This is a genomic window from Paenibacillus sp. Lou8.1, assembly GCF_024213565.1.
In the GTDB taxonomy this organism is placed as follows: domain Bacteria; phylum Bacillota; class Bacilli; order Paenibacillales; family Paenibacillaceae; genus Paenibacillus; species Paenibacillus polymyxa_B.
In genome coordinates this window covers 14,814-29,120 of the sequence record NZ_JANAVN010000023.1, presented here as the reverse complement: position 1 = coordinate 29,120, position 14,307 = coordinate 14,814, and the positions used below count along the sequence as shown (strand labels likewise).

Below are 14,307 nucleotides of genomic sequence, written 5' to 3'. Positions count from 1 at the left end.
GAATGTATATTCTGATATGGAGGGGAACATCGTGCATACCTTAACCAAAGAACGCTTCAGATACGGAAAAGGCATTACTCTGATTGACGATTCAGGTAAGGAATATTTAGATGGCGTATCTGGCACCTTCAATCTCTCACTCGGTTACAATCACCCTCATGTCGTCACCAAAGTACAGGAACAAGTCGCCAATCTTGCCCACATGTCCTCATCCTTTACCGAGCCCTATGTCGAGGAAGTCCTGGATCATTTGATCCAGTATACGCCGAACAGCATTGACGCGGGATGGATGAGAGATATTACCGGCTCTACGGCGAACGAATGCGCTGTGAAGCTAGCCCAGAAATATACGGGAGCGCTCGATATAATCAGCCTGTATCTATCCCATCATGGGCAGACCCAATTCGCAACAGGCATATCCGGCAACGCCTTCCGGCGGAGGAAGTTTCCCAACTCGGCTGCAGCAAATTCCCTTCATGTACCTGCTCCCTACTGCTATCGCTGCCCGTTTAATTCTTCGCCTGACAAGTGTGGCTATCAATGCGTCGAAGCCATATCGGATGCTATTGAGTATGCAAGCTCAGGTTCTGTGGCCTGTATGATTATTGAACCCATCCTGGGCAACGGAGGCAATATCATCCCACCTGCAGGATATTTTAAGCGTCTCCGTCAGCTGTGCAACGAGTACGGGCTGATCCTAATCGCTGATGAGGTGCAGACCGGGATTGGGCGGACAGGCTATATGTTTGCAAGTGAACTGTTTGATATCCAGCCAGATATCATTACTCTCGCCAAGGGTCTCGGCGGCATTGGTGTACCGGTAGCAGCAGTATTGATGCAGTCTCGTCTTAATGTCCTCGAGAAGCACGAGCACTCCTTCACCTCAGGTAGTAATCTAATCTCGGTTACGGCAGCTAAAGCCACGCTAGAGGTTGTATCTGAACCCGGTTTTCTGGAAGCCGTTCGGTCCAAAGGAAGCCTGCTCGGAACCCTGCTGACGGAGATGGCCGACAAGCACGATTGTATCATTGGTGAGGCTCGCGGCGTCGGCTTGATGTGGGGACTGGAAATTGTCGACGAGGATAATGCCCCAGACGCAGTTAAGAGCAATGCGATTATCGACCGCGCTTTTGCCGAACAGCAGCTGATTCTCAGAGGCTCCCGTTACGGTTACGGCAATGTGGTCAAAGTGAGACCTTCCCTCACGGCTACGGAAGATGAGATTGTCGAAATTGCCAAGCGGCTTGACACTGTTCTGACCACCCTTCACTAACTATCTGCCTAACAGGCAAAAGGAGGAATTATTCATGCTTGCACTGGTATACAAATCGGCTTGGGATGTCGCACTTGAGGAAAGACCTATCCCGGAGATAAAAAAAGATAACGATGTACTCGTCCGAATTCGGGCGACAGGCGTATGCGGTACGGACCTAGGTATCATTAGTGGCAAATATCATGCCGTTCCGTCCACTATCTTGGGCCACGAATCAGCGGGGGATGTGATCGCTGTAGGATCAGCCGTCAGTTCACTGCAGCCTGGGGACCGGGTGGTGATTGATCCAACATACTACTGCGGCCAATGCGAAATGTGCCGGACAGGAAGACAGAATCATTGCACACACAAATCCGTAACCGAGACCGGAGTTAGCGCCGACGGTACGTTCACCGATTATTATGTGACTGAGGACCGTTTTTTGTACAAGCTGAAGGATCATATCAGCTACGAAGAAGCGACGCTGACCGAACCGCTGAGCTGTATGCTGACCGGAATCAACCAGATTCACCTGCTGCCGAACTTCACAACCGTTATTTTAGGCGCAGGTCCGATCGGGATTCTGTACAGTTATGCTCTTGCTTCGAAAGGCATAACTGGTTGCCTTGTTGACATCTCGGAGGAACGGCTCGCTATAGCGGATTCTATTGCTCCCGAACGGTGGTCCGCGCACGCCACACTGGAGTCGGCCATTCATGAGCTGGCTCCGTTAAAAAATCAGGTGGACATGATTGTGGATACCACAGGAGTGGTCGGCACTGAGGTACTAAGCCAGCTTGCGAGCGGCGGGTATTTGATGCTGGTGGGGCTGAGAGATGGGATAAGTTCGTTTAATCCGAAAGAGGTAGTTGACCGTAGCCTTAAAATCATCGGCTCGATTGATTCTCTGGGCACGTTCTCCACGGCGCATTACCTGATTGAGCAACAAATCATTCCCGCCAAAAAAATCATAACCCACTCGTATCCGCTTGATGACTACCATGAAGCCTTTAAGACGCTTGGATGCAATATCAGCGAGCGGACACTTCAGCCTTCGTCTCAGGCGATCAAGATTGTACTGCAATCTAATGGCTCCGGCAACTAAATTTAGCTACTAACAAGGGAGAGAATGGACATGACGAGCATCCATCATGTTACACCGACCAATAATGAATGCACAGGAGACCTATCAGCGTCCGTTCCGGTCAAAGCGGTCATTTTCGACATGGACGGGGTGTTAGTAGACAGCGAACCGATTTACTTTGAGGTCGAACGTAGCTCCTTTGCCCATTTCGGTGCGTCCATGACGGAAGAAGAGCACCATACCTATGTCGGAGTGACACTCGAATCCATGTGGCGTCAAGTGCTGAACAGGCATCAGCTCACCAATACGGTGGAAGAGGCCCTGTCCTATCACCGAAAAAATGTGATGCAGACGATGATTGCGCACGAGGGCCTTGTGGCGATTGACGGACTGGAGCGGTGGCTGGACTGGCTGAAAGAGAAAGGGATTCCGGTCGCGGTGGCCTCTTCCTCTCCACGGGCGCTAATTGATCTCATTATGGAAAAGACAGGACTTGGCCGTTACTTCGACATTCGAATCACCGGTGAAGAGGTATTGCAGGGTAAGCCTGCACCGGACATCTTCTTATACGCCGCCGAGCAGCTAGGCATTGCACCGGCCCATTGCATCGTTATTGAGGATTCACAGAACGGGGTCCAGGCAGCCAAAAGTGCAGGAATGTACTGCATCGGCTTTCACAACCCCGGCTCCGGCCGACAGGATCTGTCCAGAGCCGATCGCTGGATTCTCAGCTATGACGACCTGTGGGCGATCAAAGAGAATCTACCGTTCGATGAGCAGTTGCTTGCTAAGAGCAAGAGCTGAAAGGTACCGGAAGGTATACCCCCTTTATAATTATATGGAATCGTCCGATCTTTACTATGATTGAGGGTATTAAATAATGCCCCTTGGAATATACACGGGAGAATGTCATTTATCCTTCCCTGTGTGTACTCTAAGGGGCGTGCTTTACATCGAAATAGAAAAATGGGATGCTGTTAACACCCCAAACTGGATTCATCGATATATATCCTTGCTTCATCTGAACGGTAATTTTGCCCTATATTCAGCTCTTTCTGTCTTCTTTGGTAATTAGAGAACTGTAAGCCGGAATTGTAACTGTTCCTTTCTTCACCTTTACATCCTTTGAGGTGGAAAAGATCACTTTCCATTTACCCTTATCGAAATCTTTTATCTGCAAGGTAACCGACTCTCCAGACAGGTTATGATATACATACATTGTTTCTTTGCCTGAAGTACGTTTAAACGCGGTCACGCTGGCAGAACCTGCTTGTATAGGTTGCAGACTGTCGCTACGTAAAGCTTCATGTTCTTCCCTCAGACGGATGAGTGTGCGATAGCTCTCCAGTAAGGAATCATCGTCCCTCAGCTGCGCTTCCACCGATACCTCGCCTGTGTTGTATTTGGGTTTCTCCCACGTCGTTTGACCAGGGCCATCTCCCTTGTACCAGCGCATAGGCTCACGAAGATACTCATCAGGCTTCTCTCCCTTCATGCCGATTTCTTCCCCGTAATACAGGAAAGGCTGACCCGGAAGCGTCAAAAGAATGGAAGCGGCCAGCTTGGCTTTTCGCACATCCCCGCCCAGTTCGCTCATGACACGGGTCTGGTCATGGTTGCTCAAGAACGGAGCATCGAGTGCTGCCTTATTATACGATTTGTACAGTTGCAGCGTTTTCTCGGCGAATGTCGCGATACCCTGATCTCGGCCGTTTTTCACGGAGTTCAAAATCGTTCCACCCAGGTCAAAATTAAATAGGGAGTGGAGTGGTCCGAAATAAGGAGCTATGGTCTCCGGTTTGTCCCATACCTCTCCTGCCAGATATACATTTGGATTCACCTTCTCCATCTCGGAACGGAATTCATTCCACCAGGCGATGTTCTTATCCGCACCATCCTTCGTCTGTCCTCTAAAAATATGCATCGCCGCGTCAAGCCGGAACCCGTCTGCACCCTGCTGCAGCCAATACTTGCCTACTTTGATCATTTCTTTGCGGACTTCGGGATTGTCAAAGTTCAGATCCGGCATGCCCGACCAGAATGTACCGTAGAAATATCCTTCGCCGTTCGGATTCTTATGCCATACCTGCTGACCCCACGATCCCTTTTCTTCCAGATCCGTGTTCTCATCCGCCCATACGTAATAGTTGTGGTATTTGCTTTGTGGGTTGGCACTGGCCTCCTTAAACCATGGGTGCTCGCTGCTCGAATGATTGATAACAAGGTCCATGATCACCTTGACGCCCTTTCGGTCCGCTTCTTTCATCAAGGTGCGAAAATCATTTAGACTCCCATACTGCGGGTCCACCTGATAGTAATCAGTTACATCATATTTATGGTAGCTTGGAGATGGATTTAGGGGCATAAGCCAGAGGCCGCTGACCTGCAAATCCTTACCCGAATGGGGTTTGCCATCGTTTAAGTAATCAAGTTTTTGTGTGATTCCTTTCAAATCACCGTGTCCGTCTCCATTCGAATCATAAAAAGAATTGATATAAATTTCATAAAATACGCCGCTTCCAGTAGAAACCGGAGGCTTATGTCTGTTCAATTCCTGCTCTGCCATTGCACCTGAAGCGAACATCGTGAGCATAGGCACCGTTAACATGGCGGTGGACAATCTTCTTAAGCGTTTGTTACGTGTCAAAACAAATCAGCTCCTTTGATTGTTATGGGTGCGCTTTCATTATAAATAGAAACAATCCAAAAAAAGGGGATATTTATTATCTATTATGGTGGAAAATATCGATCTTATTGTTATATCTCTGTATCAAGCAAAAAAGAGCAGACTCTATGTCTACTCCGTTTTTCATCCAAATCAGTTCAGGAAATATATCTTAATTTAATGCGTTTTGAAGCTCTGTGCAGCGAAGACTTTACCGAATTTTCACTCTTGTTTAAGATTCTAGCCGTTTCTTTTATGGAGTATCCTCGGACTACACGCAATTCAAGTACCGTCCTTTGCTCGGTATTACTTGCCATCAAAAGAATTCGATTGACCTCCTCCTGAATTTCAAAATCGACGGTATCCCAGTGATAGTAGAGCAGCTCCTTACGTAAGTTGTATTCATCCATCTTTTTTCGTTTTCTTATTAAATCTATAGCTAAATTTTTGGCAATTCTCAGAAGATAAAATCGAATACGATCTTGAGGCAAGTCAGGTGAAGCTCTTATAAACCGAATAAAGCACTCATGCAACAAATCTTCGGCATCCTGTTTGTTATGCAATATCCTCAATAGATATCCAAAGAGATCTGATTTGCAAGATAAATATAGATCCTCCACACCTTTAATATCCATATTATTGCTTGTCCCTTCTGTTTTGTTTGGAATCGGCAAGTCACTTTATTGTCTTAAATTCATATCCCTGCTTTTTTAAATATCTTATGATTTCAGGCAAGGCTTTGGCTGTTTCTTCCTTCCCATAAGTGTCATGCATGAGTACCACTGCTTTTTCTCTAGTCCCCATGTTCCTTATGAATTCGCGAATTAATTGTTCAGCGTTCTTAGGTGCACCTTCTGCATCTTTAGGTAACACATTCCAGTCAATCTGATGATAATCCTTATCTTGTAGAGCATTGTCCAGTACTTCCATACCATCGGGATCATTTCTCTGCCATGTCATATGACCGCCTGGAAATCGAATCACTCTTGTGGAAAAATTCTGTCCCAATATTTGTTTTAAAACTTGATTTGTTTTTTCAATATCATTCATAAAAATACTCGAATTCACAGTCTGATTAGGATACAAATAACTGTAGTCATGTGAGTAGGTGTGATTTCCGATAGCATGTCCTTCCTTAACCAATCTTTTGGTTATTTTTTTAGTCACTTCATTTTCTTCCACTGCTTTTCCTACCACAAAAAACGTTGCTTTCACATTTTCTTCTTTAAGAATATCTAATATTTTAGGCGTTACGGTAACCGATGGACCATCATCAAAAGATAAATAGACTACTTTTTTACCGTCTATCCCCTGAGGCCGATGCCCTTGCATTTGCTGATTCAAGTACTTCTCAATAAATGCTGCATCTTCAACACCCGAAACATTTTTTAGAGGGGATTTGCTCCCTTTGGATTCGTTATTTAGTTTGTCGGTTGACACTGACTCTATTTTTTCTATAAATTCAATTGTTTTTACTGGCTGTGGTTTACTACTAAATATGTCAAAGAGTTTTATAATAATTAAAACAATACATATGATAATAATAAACAGAAGCCTTCTTCTATTTCTCTTTATCCGATGAGCTCTCGTTCTATTATGCGTATAGCTTTTCTCCATAGTTTATGTTCCTCCAAAATCTAGAAGCTATTGACGGCTTTCATTTTGTGACCATGTGCCAATACAATTATTCGTATCTCAATGCATCTATAGGCTTCAAACTTGCTGCTTTATAAGCCGGGTATACTCCAAATAGGATGCCTGTGCCCGCAGAGCTAAGAAACGAATATATGATAGGCGAGATCGTAAATTCAATGGTCATATGTGCAGTTGCCTCAAGTATTTTGGATGCCCCTATGCCTGTTACAACCCCGATTGTACCTCCTAATAGACCAAAGATGACCGCTTCAGATAGGAATTGAATCATAATATCTCTCGGCTTGGCGCCAATAGCTTTTCGAATACCGATTTCTCTTGTACGCTCTATAACCGACACCATCATAATATTCATAATTCCGATTCCCCCTACCACGAGCGATATCGCGGCTACACCTCCTAGCAAGCTGGTCATGATATTATCTACACCTGAAGCAGCACCTGCTGCTTCTGACAGACTCATAATTTGAAATTGATCCGGTTCCGAGGGTTTTAGCTGGTGCGTTAAACGCAAGCTTTCCAATATGTCTGAACGAGCCTGATCCATCAAAGCTGGTGACTTGGCGGATACGTCCAATCCTGTAATGTTCTTCTCACCCAGACGGTTCATTATGGTTGTAGCAGGGATGTAAATTTGTTCATTAGTGCTGTAGCTTAATTTCGTTACTGGCTGAGTATTTAATACTCCAATTACCTTGAAAGGGACCTGTTTAATTTGAAACGTTCGTCCCAATACATTTTGGGTATCTCCACCAAAAAGACGTTGAACCGCCTGACTTTCAAGAATGGCGACATTCATGCGTTTATCCATCTCATCGTTGGTAAATGTTCTGCCCTCGGCAAAGGAAAACTTTTTGACTTTATAGAATGAAGCGGAAGTCCCTACAATAGTGGCGTTATAGTTATATCGCCCCCACGTAGCTTTTGAATTGCTCGTTATATTTGGCATCAATGCATCTATGGAATTCTTTTGTTCCAACGCCTCGACATCAGCCCAAGTAAACGATGGAGTGTTGTCATAATCTATTTCACCATCGACCATTGTCATAGCTGGCGCAACCATCAATACGTTATTCCCTAATTTATTAATTTCCGCCTTTATGCGGGTTGTAGAGCCGTTTCCAATCGCCATAATGGCAATAACCGCTGCCACCCCGATAATAATACCGAGTATTGTTAAAAAGGAGCGTAGCTTATTGGTTGTTAAACTGTTAATTGATACACGGATCGTTTCCATTAAATTCATAGGCTTGCCATCCTTGATGAAATTCTTCTATTCATAATGCTCTCATCCCGCTCAATATTCCCATCACGAAAGCTGATCAGGCGCTTGGCATATTCGGCAATTTCCAGCTCATGAGTAACTAAGACAATGGTTTTCCCCTGTTCATTCAAACCTTGAAACAGCTCCATAATCTCGACACTCGTCTTTGTATCTAGTGCCCCCGTTGGCTCATCCGCCAGCAGAATAACAGGATTATTCACCAACGCACGCGCGATGGAGACACGTTGCTGCTGACCACCAGATAGCTCATTAGGCTTGTTGTACATCCGTTCTGCAAGCCCTACACTTCGAAGCGCCTCCACAGCTCGTTCCCGGCGTTCCTTGGCAGGTATACCTGCATACATCATAGGTAGCTCTACATTAGCTAATGCTGTAGTTCGGGGAAGTAGATAAAATTTCTGAAACACAAAACCCAGTTTCTGATTTCGAATCTCGGAAAGCTCGTTCTCACGAGCATCCAAAATGGAATACCCATCCAAATAATACTTCCCCGTATCAGGATGATCGAGGCAACCAATGACATTCATCATAGTGGACTTACCCGAACCAGAGGGACCCATTATGGCAACAAACTCACCTTCGCTAATAGATAAATCAACACCACGCAGAGCTTGAATCTCCTGACCGCCCACCTCATATATTTTTTTAAGTTCTTTAATTTCAATAACGCTTTTATTCAAACGAACTTCGTTCATTGTGCCTGACCTCCATCAGGGTCTTGACCCTCTTGACTGCCATTTGGACCAGCACTACCACCCTGGGGCGGAATAACAATGGTTTCGCCTTCCTTGACACCAGACTTGATTTCGGCCTGATCCGCTGTATAGACCCCCAGCTTCACTGGTCTGAATTCATAATCTGCAGGGTTAGCCGGATTCTTCGCTACATATACTCCATCCACTCCACCTTCGGATCTCAATGCGAACAATGGAACAGACAACGCATCTTTATGTTCAGCCAAGAGGAGTGATACATCCATGTTCATCCCTGGTTGTAGTCTTATCTTTTGACTATCCAAAGACAATTCAATTTTGTATGTAGTCACATTGGATTCCGTAACCGGCTCTGGAGAAACAAAGAGGACTTCGCCTTTAAATTGTTTGTCCGGGAATGAATTCGTGTGTAACGTAGCCTGGAGCCCAGTCCTCATTTTAGCAATGTCACTTTCGTTAACCTTGGCACTAACCTTCATAACGCCTGTATTGGAGTTGTTCATAACAATGAAAGGTGCTGTAGGACTGGTACCCACATCGCCATTAACCTTCAAAATAATTCCATCCCACGGTGCCGTAACCTGTAATTTGTTCAGAACACTTTTCTTCTGTTCCAATTCCGTTTCAGCCTGTTGTAAAGAAGCCTGTGCGGATTGAATATTGGAGGCATCAGGCGGGGACTGTGCTGCCTTTAATTGTATTAAAGCTGTTTTATAGCCCATTTCCGCATCCTCAATCGCCTGAACTTGTCGATTCCTTGCCTTCTTGTATTGAAGTTCAACATTATTCATATCCAATTTTGCCTTATCCAGGTTTTGCTTGGCCGTCGCCAGGTCACTTTCTGCAGCTGCATCATTCTGGACTAGATAAGTCTGGTCATCATAATCCTTCTGGGCTTTATCCAAAATCATCTTGGCCGCCACTTTTTGTGCAGCGACTTCTTCCAGCTCCATGGAATCCTTGGCTGTTTTAATGGCCATCTGAGCCTTTAGGACATTTGCCTTCTGGAGCTCAATATCACTAGGCTTTGGTCCACGCTTGGCTTCCTCCACCTTGGCTCGGGCAATCGCTACATTGGATTCAGCATTTTTAATTTGTAACTTGGAATCCGAATCATCCAAACGAGCCAACACCTGACCCGCTTTGACACTATCTCCTGCTTTGACATTGACAGCAATGAGCTTGGCACCCTCGACATTTGTAAAATTGATATTAACTTCCTTAGAAGCCTGAACGGTTCCAGTTACTTTAAGCGATTCGGTCATGTTTGTTTTCTGTACCTGTACGATCTGGTTCGCAGGATCCTCCACGGGCTTTTCCTGACTTCTATTCATATAAACAGTACCGCCAATTCCCGCTATAATAATCAAGACAAGAATACCTATGATCCCTTTCAATCTTTTTTTCCTTCTTAACACTTGCAATGCATCTTTCTTTTCTGTTTCCGACAATGTTATATCCCCTTAAAATGTATTTTTTCTAAAACCTATACGCTCCACGGTTTGTTTAAAGCATGTTGCAGCATTGTCATTTGAATAATGAGTTCATCCTTATTCCGTTCAATTTGCTTCACTTTTAACTGATTCGTGGCGACCACCGTACCTGTGGCAAATCCACGTTCCCTTTTTTTACGAGATATGTCCAACACTTTAATAGCGTTCTGTAAATTACTTTGCATTTGTTCGTATTGTTCATCATTTTGCTGTAAGTTAAAGTAGATACTCTTTAGTGATTCTGCCAATTGATCCTTGGTATTTTTGAGTCCGCCTTCCGCTGAGTCTACATCAATCTGTTTAATTTCATAATCGTCCGTTCCCGAGTTCCATGTGTAATATTTAACTTCCATTTTTGCCAGCTTGACAGCCTCCTCCTGTCTCCATACCGAAGGACTCGCCGAGATTGCACGCGTCACAAGCGTATCCAAATTCGTGTTATCCATTTTCCGGTAAGCGGGTCGATCAACCAGTTCATATACCGTACCTTGCGGCTGCCCCATTTGGGTGTTTAGCACCTCTAACGCTTTTTGCAGCGCAGATTTTGCAATCTCTACATTCTTTTCTGCTTCTAAACGAGTCTGAATAATGGTGCTTTGTTCACTTGGAGAAATTTTCCCACGGTTGGCTTTCGCCTCAGCAGCTTTTTCTTCCAATAACGCAAGCGAAAGTGCATCCTCACTACTCTTCACTTTGTTGTCAGCCAAAAGTACGTCGTAATAGTCCTTCATTGTGGTGTAGTCTGTCTGATCTTGAGCAAGTTCGATTTGCTTCTTGGATTCCAAATAAGAAACCGTCGATGAGGCATACCCCTTCCAAGCAGAACTACTAGCCGCGTCCTCTTCACCGTTGCCTGCACCTGCTGGAATGAAATCCAGATTCTTACCTGCATTTTTTAGGTTAATCCGGTTACGATCTATCGTTTGCTGGGCTTCTTTCAAACTAAAGCTATTAGTCCGTGCCCATTGCTGGGCTTGACTCAATGTTAGTTTCACACTTGCATTGGAAACCAATTGCTGCCCCTCTGCTTGAACAAAGGACCCTGAAAAAGAACTGGTTGATAAGGCCAACAACAATAAAATAAACACACTTTTTTTCATAGATATCCCCCTCTTTCTAAGTTTATTAAGTCTAATAAATACGTTGTTATATGAATTTCAATTCTTACTCTACACTACAATTTCTTTGTATGACTCCCCATCAAGGAAATCGTGAATTGAGAGCTGCATCGTCTATAATCCGTGGAGATTCCAGAAAGGAGGAACCACTCCTCCCCTTCTGCAACTTTTTTACACAAAGCTTATCGTTCCTTATAACATCTTCAAATCCAATTGACGAAGGTACAGGAACCGTACAATAAGAAAGGAAAAGAATTGGATTGCCCAAAAGCACAGCATAATCTGAATAAGCGTAATGCGAAAGGGCACTACATATATTCCAGATGGTTCTGACATAACTAAACAAAGCACTATTCCTATGGATGATACGACTAATGGCAGAAGAAATAAGAAAGCAATTTGTCTGGATGCAGCTCGTCTCATTTCTCTTGAGTTTAGTCCGATTTTCGATAAAGCTCGGTATATTTCCTCATCCCGTTGAAGAACTACATACAATCTGAAATACAATAGACTTACAGTGCTTGCCAACATAATAATGGCGATAAATCCGCCAATAAATTCGCTAATATTCAGATCCATCTCCGATGTCAAATAATCCACTGCTCTAGAGTTAAGCACCCCTTTATTCACCTTGTGGGCCAACACGGAATACAACCATATCTCCTGTTGAGTTTCTGAAGTATCTAAAGAAAGTTGACCATTCTTCCATTTTGGCACAAAGTAGTAAACAGATTTGTATGCCAATGGATCATTGAAATACCGTTGTTCAATTAAATGGTCGTAAGTTCGATCTGGAACAACAAGTAACCGTGCTAGTTCAGAGATGATGTTTTCATCAGACTTTAAGTTATGGTCCAACTTCTGAGTATCCATAATCTGGATATTCATAATCTGAGATTTTCCTTGATTGTAAGTTAGCTTTTTTTCAAAAAAGGTTTTCTGTTCTTCTAAAGACATCCCGTTTGAATCAAAAATGAAAAAGCCTTGATGGTCCCGAAGCGCTACTGCCTGTTTTAGCTCCTTAAACCTGGAAGCAAGAGCCTCATAATTGGATTGTTTCATCACTGGCGCGAGCTGTTCATGAAAGGGAAAGATCAACACTTCACCTTTCGAATAATCTACCCCAGCCGTATAAAGATTTTGGTCAATCTCTTTTTCAAGCTCTATAGAACTTACAACATCAGAAGTAAGTGCAAATGAATAAGATTGCTCCTTAAGAAATCTCTTTTGCTGCTGCATGGAGTCAAACGTTGACGCTGCTCCTACACAGGAAATGATAGAAATTAGGGTAATTAATGAAAACAGCCCGGCATTATTCCTGATTTTGTATGTGATCTCAGATAACCATAATAAGCGTATTCCGCTCCAAGACCATTTCCTGTTAGCTCTAAGCAATTGAATGAATAGTACACATAATTGAGTGTAAAATAAGTAAACACCAATAAATCCCATTACAATTGTATATTTAAATGTGTCTCCAACTGAATAGTGTAATATATAAAAAGAAAGAGTCCCCAAACGATACGGTGCCAGATAAATGTAGGGTGGAAAATCAATCCTCATCAAATATACAGCCGCTCCTATTAATACTATGGCAAGAAAGGACAGGCTCCATGAAGCTTTTAAATCCTTTTTTAGCTGTGAAACCTTGCTAAAAGGCTGCTGTAATTTAAAATGGCGTATGAAGAAAACAGACACAAATGAGATCAATATAAACAAAAACATAAAGCCCACCACGGTGAAAGCCAGTGCTTTCCAAGGAAAATAAAACGTTAAATACATTCCTATGACATTGGAGCCCAAAAGTAGAAAGAATTTCGCTGAAACAAATCCTCCGATAATCCCGGTAATTAAGGATAAAAAGCCTATAATTAGATTTTCATATACGACCAAAAAATAAATTTGTCTGTGATGTGTCCCTAAAATGGTCAGTATACCAAATTCTTTTTTTCGTGCAGCAACAAAAATATGGTTTGTGTATAATACGAAGAAAAAGGAAAACACAAAAATCAACAGATCAGCAACTTGTAATCCCTTTTTCACATTAGCTGCTGTGATTGCATCTGAGACATCCGGGTGAAAAATAAATATCGCATATACGAAAAAAATCGAAATCATTAATGAGCTGCTTACATAGTAAGGTACATAAGCACGCACATTGTGCTTGAGATTATTCCATGCTAACAGACGAAAGCTCATGCGCATGTCTACTCCCCCCCAAAAAGGAGAGTATATCTATAATTTCTTGAAAAAATAATTGCTGACTATGACTACGATGGATTTCATTATATAACTCACCATCTTTTATAAAAATAACCCGATCGCAATAACTGGCTTCCACGGCTCCGTGTGTTACCAGCACGATTGTGGAATGATCCACCCGACTGATAAGCCCCAGCATTTCCATCACAATACGTGAAGACATGGAATCGAGATTTCCAGTGGGTTCATCTGCGAGCAAGAGTGAAGGAGAGTGAATAATAGCCCTGCCTATAGCCGCTCTTTGCTTTTGTCCCCCTGACACCTCATAAGGTCGTTTATCCAAAATATCAATAATATCCAGTTTCTTCGCTACCTCTTCCAGTTTGTGCTCCATTTCCTTTAATCCTTTTTTATTCAGCATCAGAGGAAACAGTATGTTCTCTCCCAAAGTGAGAGTTTCCAGCAAATTATAGTCCTGAAATACAAATCCCAGCTCTTTACGACGAAATAAAGCCAGCTTATCCTTCTTGAGCTGATTTGGATTTTCCCCTTTAATACAAACCTCGCCAGAAGTCGGCATATCAATGGTTGAAATCATGTTTAATAATGTAGTCTTCCCACTACCAGACGGCCCCATAATGCCAACAAACTCGCCTTGTTTGATCGTTAAATGGATGTTATTAAGGGCTCGGTAGGGAACCTTGCCATAGTATATTTTGGTGACTTGATCCATTCGTACAATCTCCATAATTCATTCCTTTCTTTTTCCTATGTCATGATCATAATCCATCCAGACAAGTGAAGCGATCGATTAACATTACAAAAACCTTAAATCTGTTGTA

General features: G+C 43.3%; 12 protein-coding genes. 3 read left to right on the top strand and 9 right to left on the bottom strand.

Features of this window, described 5'->3' with window-relative positions; translation table 11 throughout:
* Positions 1-31 precede the first annotated feature (31 nt).
* From NLX78_RS24970 to NLX78_RS24960, 3 genes are read left to right on the top strand one after another with little or no spacing between them, the layout of a single operon-like run.
* A complete protein-coding gene (locus tag NLX78_RS24970; RefSeq protein WP_254351820.1) occupies positions 32-1,273 on the top strand; it encodes an aspartate aminotransferase family protein in 1,242 nt (413 codons plus the stop codon).
* Between the two features lie 34 nt (positions 1,274-1,307).
* Positions 1,308-2,357 (top strand): 2-amino-2-deoxy-D-mannitol dehydrogenase GutB1, encoded by a 1,050-nt coding sequence (gene gutB1, locus NLX78_RS24965; RefSeq protein WP_069291925.1) that lies wholly within the window; start codon positions 1,308-1,310, stop codon positions 2,355-2,357.
* Positions 2,358-2,387: 30 nt separating this feature from the next.
* On the top strand, positions 2,388-3,140 hold the full coding sequence (locus NLX78_RS24960) for an HAD family hydrolase (RefSeq protein ID WP_254351819.1): 753 nt from the start codon (positions 2,388-2,390) through the stop codon (positions 3,138-3,140).
* Between the two features lie 241 nt (positions 3,141-3,381).
* On the opposite strand, the gene NLX78_RS24955 is transcribed toward NLX78_RS24960, so the two are convergent.
* The 9 genes from NLX78_RS24955 to NLX78_RS24915 all read right to left on the bottom strand — a co-directional run bounded on the left by NLX78_RS24955 (position 3,382) and on the right by NLX78_RS24915 (position 14,213).
* On the bottom strand, positions 3,382-4,983 hold the full coding sequence (locus NLX78_RS24955) for an alpha-amylase family glycosyl hydrolase (RefSeq protein WP_254351818.1): 1,602 nt from the start codon (positions 4,981-4,983) through the stop codon (positions 3,382-3,384).
* 176 nt (positions 4,984-5,159) lie between these two features.
* The gene (locus tag NLX78_RS24950) at positions 5,160-5,636 is read right to left on the bottom strand and encodes an RNA polymerase sigma factor (protein WP_069291923.1); all 477 of its coding nucleotides are present in this window, start codon (positions 5,634-5,636) and stop codon (positions 5,160-5,162) included.
* A gap of 40 nt (positions 5,637-5,676) precedes the next feature.
* Positions 5,677-6,618: a polysaccharide deacetylase family protein gene (locus NLX78_RS24945; protein ID WP_254351817.1), complete on the bottom strand. Its 942-nt coding sequence runs from the start codon at positions 6,616-6,618 to the stop codon at positions 5,677-5,679.
* 67 nt (positions 6,619-6,685) lie between these two features.
* Entirely contained in the window at positions 6,686-7,900 is a 1,215-nt protein-coding gene (locus tag NLX78_RS24940; protein ID WP_254351816.1) for an ABC transporter permease, read from the bottom strand.
* Entirely contained in the window at positions 7,897-8,634 is a 738-nt protein-coding gene (locus tag NLX78_RS24935) for an ABC transporter ATP-binding protein (protein WP_061830961.1), read from the bottom strand. Before NLX78_RS24935 ends, NLX78_RS24940 begins: the two co-directional genes overlap by 4 nt.
* Positions 8,631-10,103, bottom strand: coding sequence for an efflux RND transporter periplasmic adaptor subunit (locus NLX78_RS24930; protein WP_254351815.1), 1,473 nt, complete (start codon positions 10,101-10,103; stop codon positions 8,631-8,633). Before NLX78_RS24930 ends, NLX78_RS24935 begins: the two co-directional genes overlap by 4 nt.
* Before the next feature lie 35 nt (positions 10,104-10,138).
* Positions 10,139-11,245, bottom strand: coding sequence for a TolC family protein (locus NLX78_RS24925; protein ID WP_254351814.1), 1,107 nt, complete (start codon positions 11,243-11,245; stop codon positions 10,139-10,141).
* A 210-nt stretch (positions 11,246-11,455) separates the two neighbouring features.
* Positions 11,456-13,468, bottom strand: a complete 2,013-nt coding sequence (locus tag NLX78_RS24920) for an ABC transporter permease (RefSeq protein ID WP_254351813.1) — start codon at positions 13,466-13,468, stop codon at positions 11,456-11,458.
* Positions 13,434-14,213: an ABC transporter ATP-binding protein gene (locus NLX78_RS24915; protein WP_254351812.1), complete on the bottom strand. Its 780-nt coding sequence runs from the start codon at positions 14,211-14,213 to the stop codon at positions 13,434-13,436. Before NLX78_RS24915 ends, NLX78_RS24920 begins: the two co-directional genes overlap by 35 nt.
* Positions 14,214-14,307: the final 94 nt, after the last annotated feature.

Excerpts from the sequence above, each read along its gene's own strand:
- gutB1 (WP_069291925.1), top strand. The coding sequence starts at position 1,308 with ATGCTTGCACTGGTATACAAATCGGCTTGGGATGTCGCACTTGAGGAA.
- NLX78_RS24960 (WP_254351819.1), top strand. The coding sequence starts at position 2,388 with ATGACGAGCATCCATCATGTTACACCGACCAATAATGAATGCACAGGA.
- NLX78_RS24950 (WP_069291923.1), bottom strand. The coding sequence starts at position 5,636 with ATGGATATTAAAGGTGTGGAGGATCTATATTTATCTTGCAAATCAGAT.
- NLX78_RS24945 (WP_254351817.1), bottom strand. The coding sequence starts at position 6,618 with ATGGAGAAAAGCTATACGCATAATAGAACGAGAGCTCATCGGATAAAG.
- NLX78_RS24940 (WP_254351816.1), bottom strand. The coding sequence starts at position 7,900 with ATGAATTTAATGGAAACGATCCGTGTATCAATTAACAGTTTAACAACC.
- NLX78_RS24935 (WP_061830961.1), bottom strand. The coding sequence starts at position 8,634 with ATGAACGAAGTTCGTTTGAATAAAAGCGTTATTGAAATTAAAGAACTT.
- NLX78_RS24925 (WP_254351814.1), bottom strand. The coding sequence starts at position 11,245 with ATGAAAAAAAGTGTGTTTATTTTATTGTTGTTGGCCTTATCAACCAGT.
- NLX78_RS24920 (WP_254351813.1), bottom strand. The coding sequence starts at position 13,468 with ATGCGCATGAGCTTTCGTCTGTTAGCATGGAATAATCTCAAGCACAAT.
- NLX78_RS24915 (WP_254351812.1), bottom strand. The coding sequence starts at position 14,213 with ATGGAGATTGTACGAATGGATCAAGTCACCAAAATATACTATGGCAAG.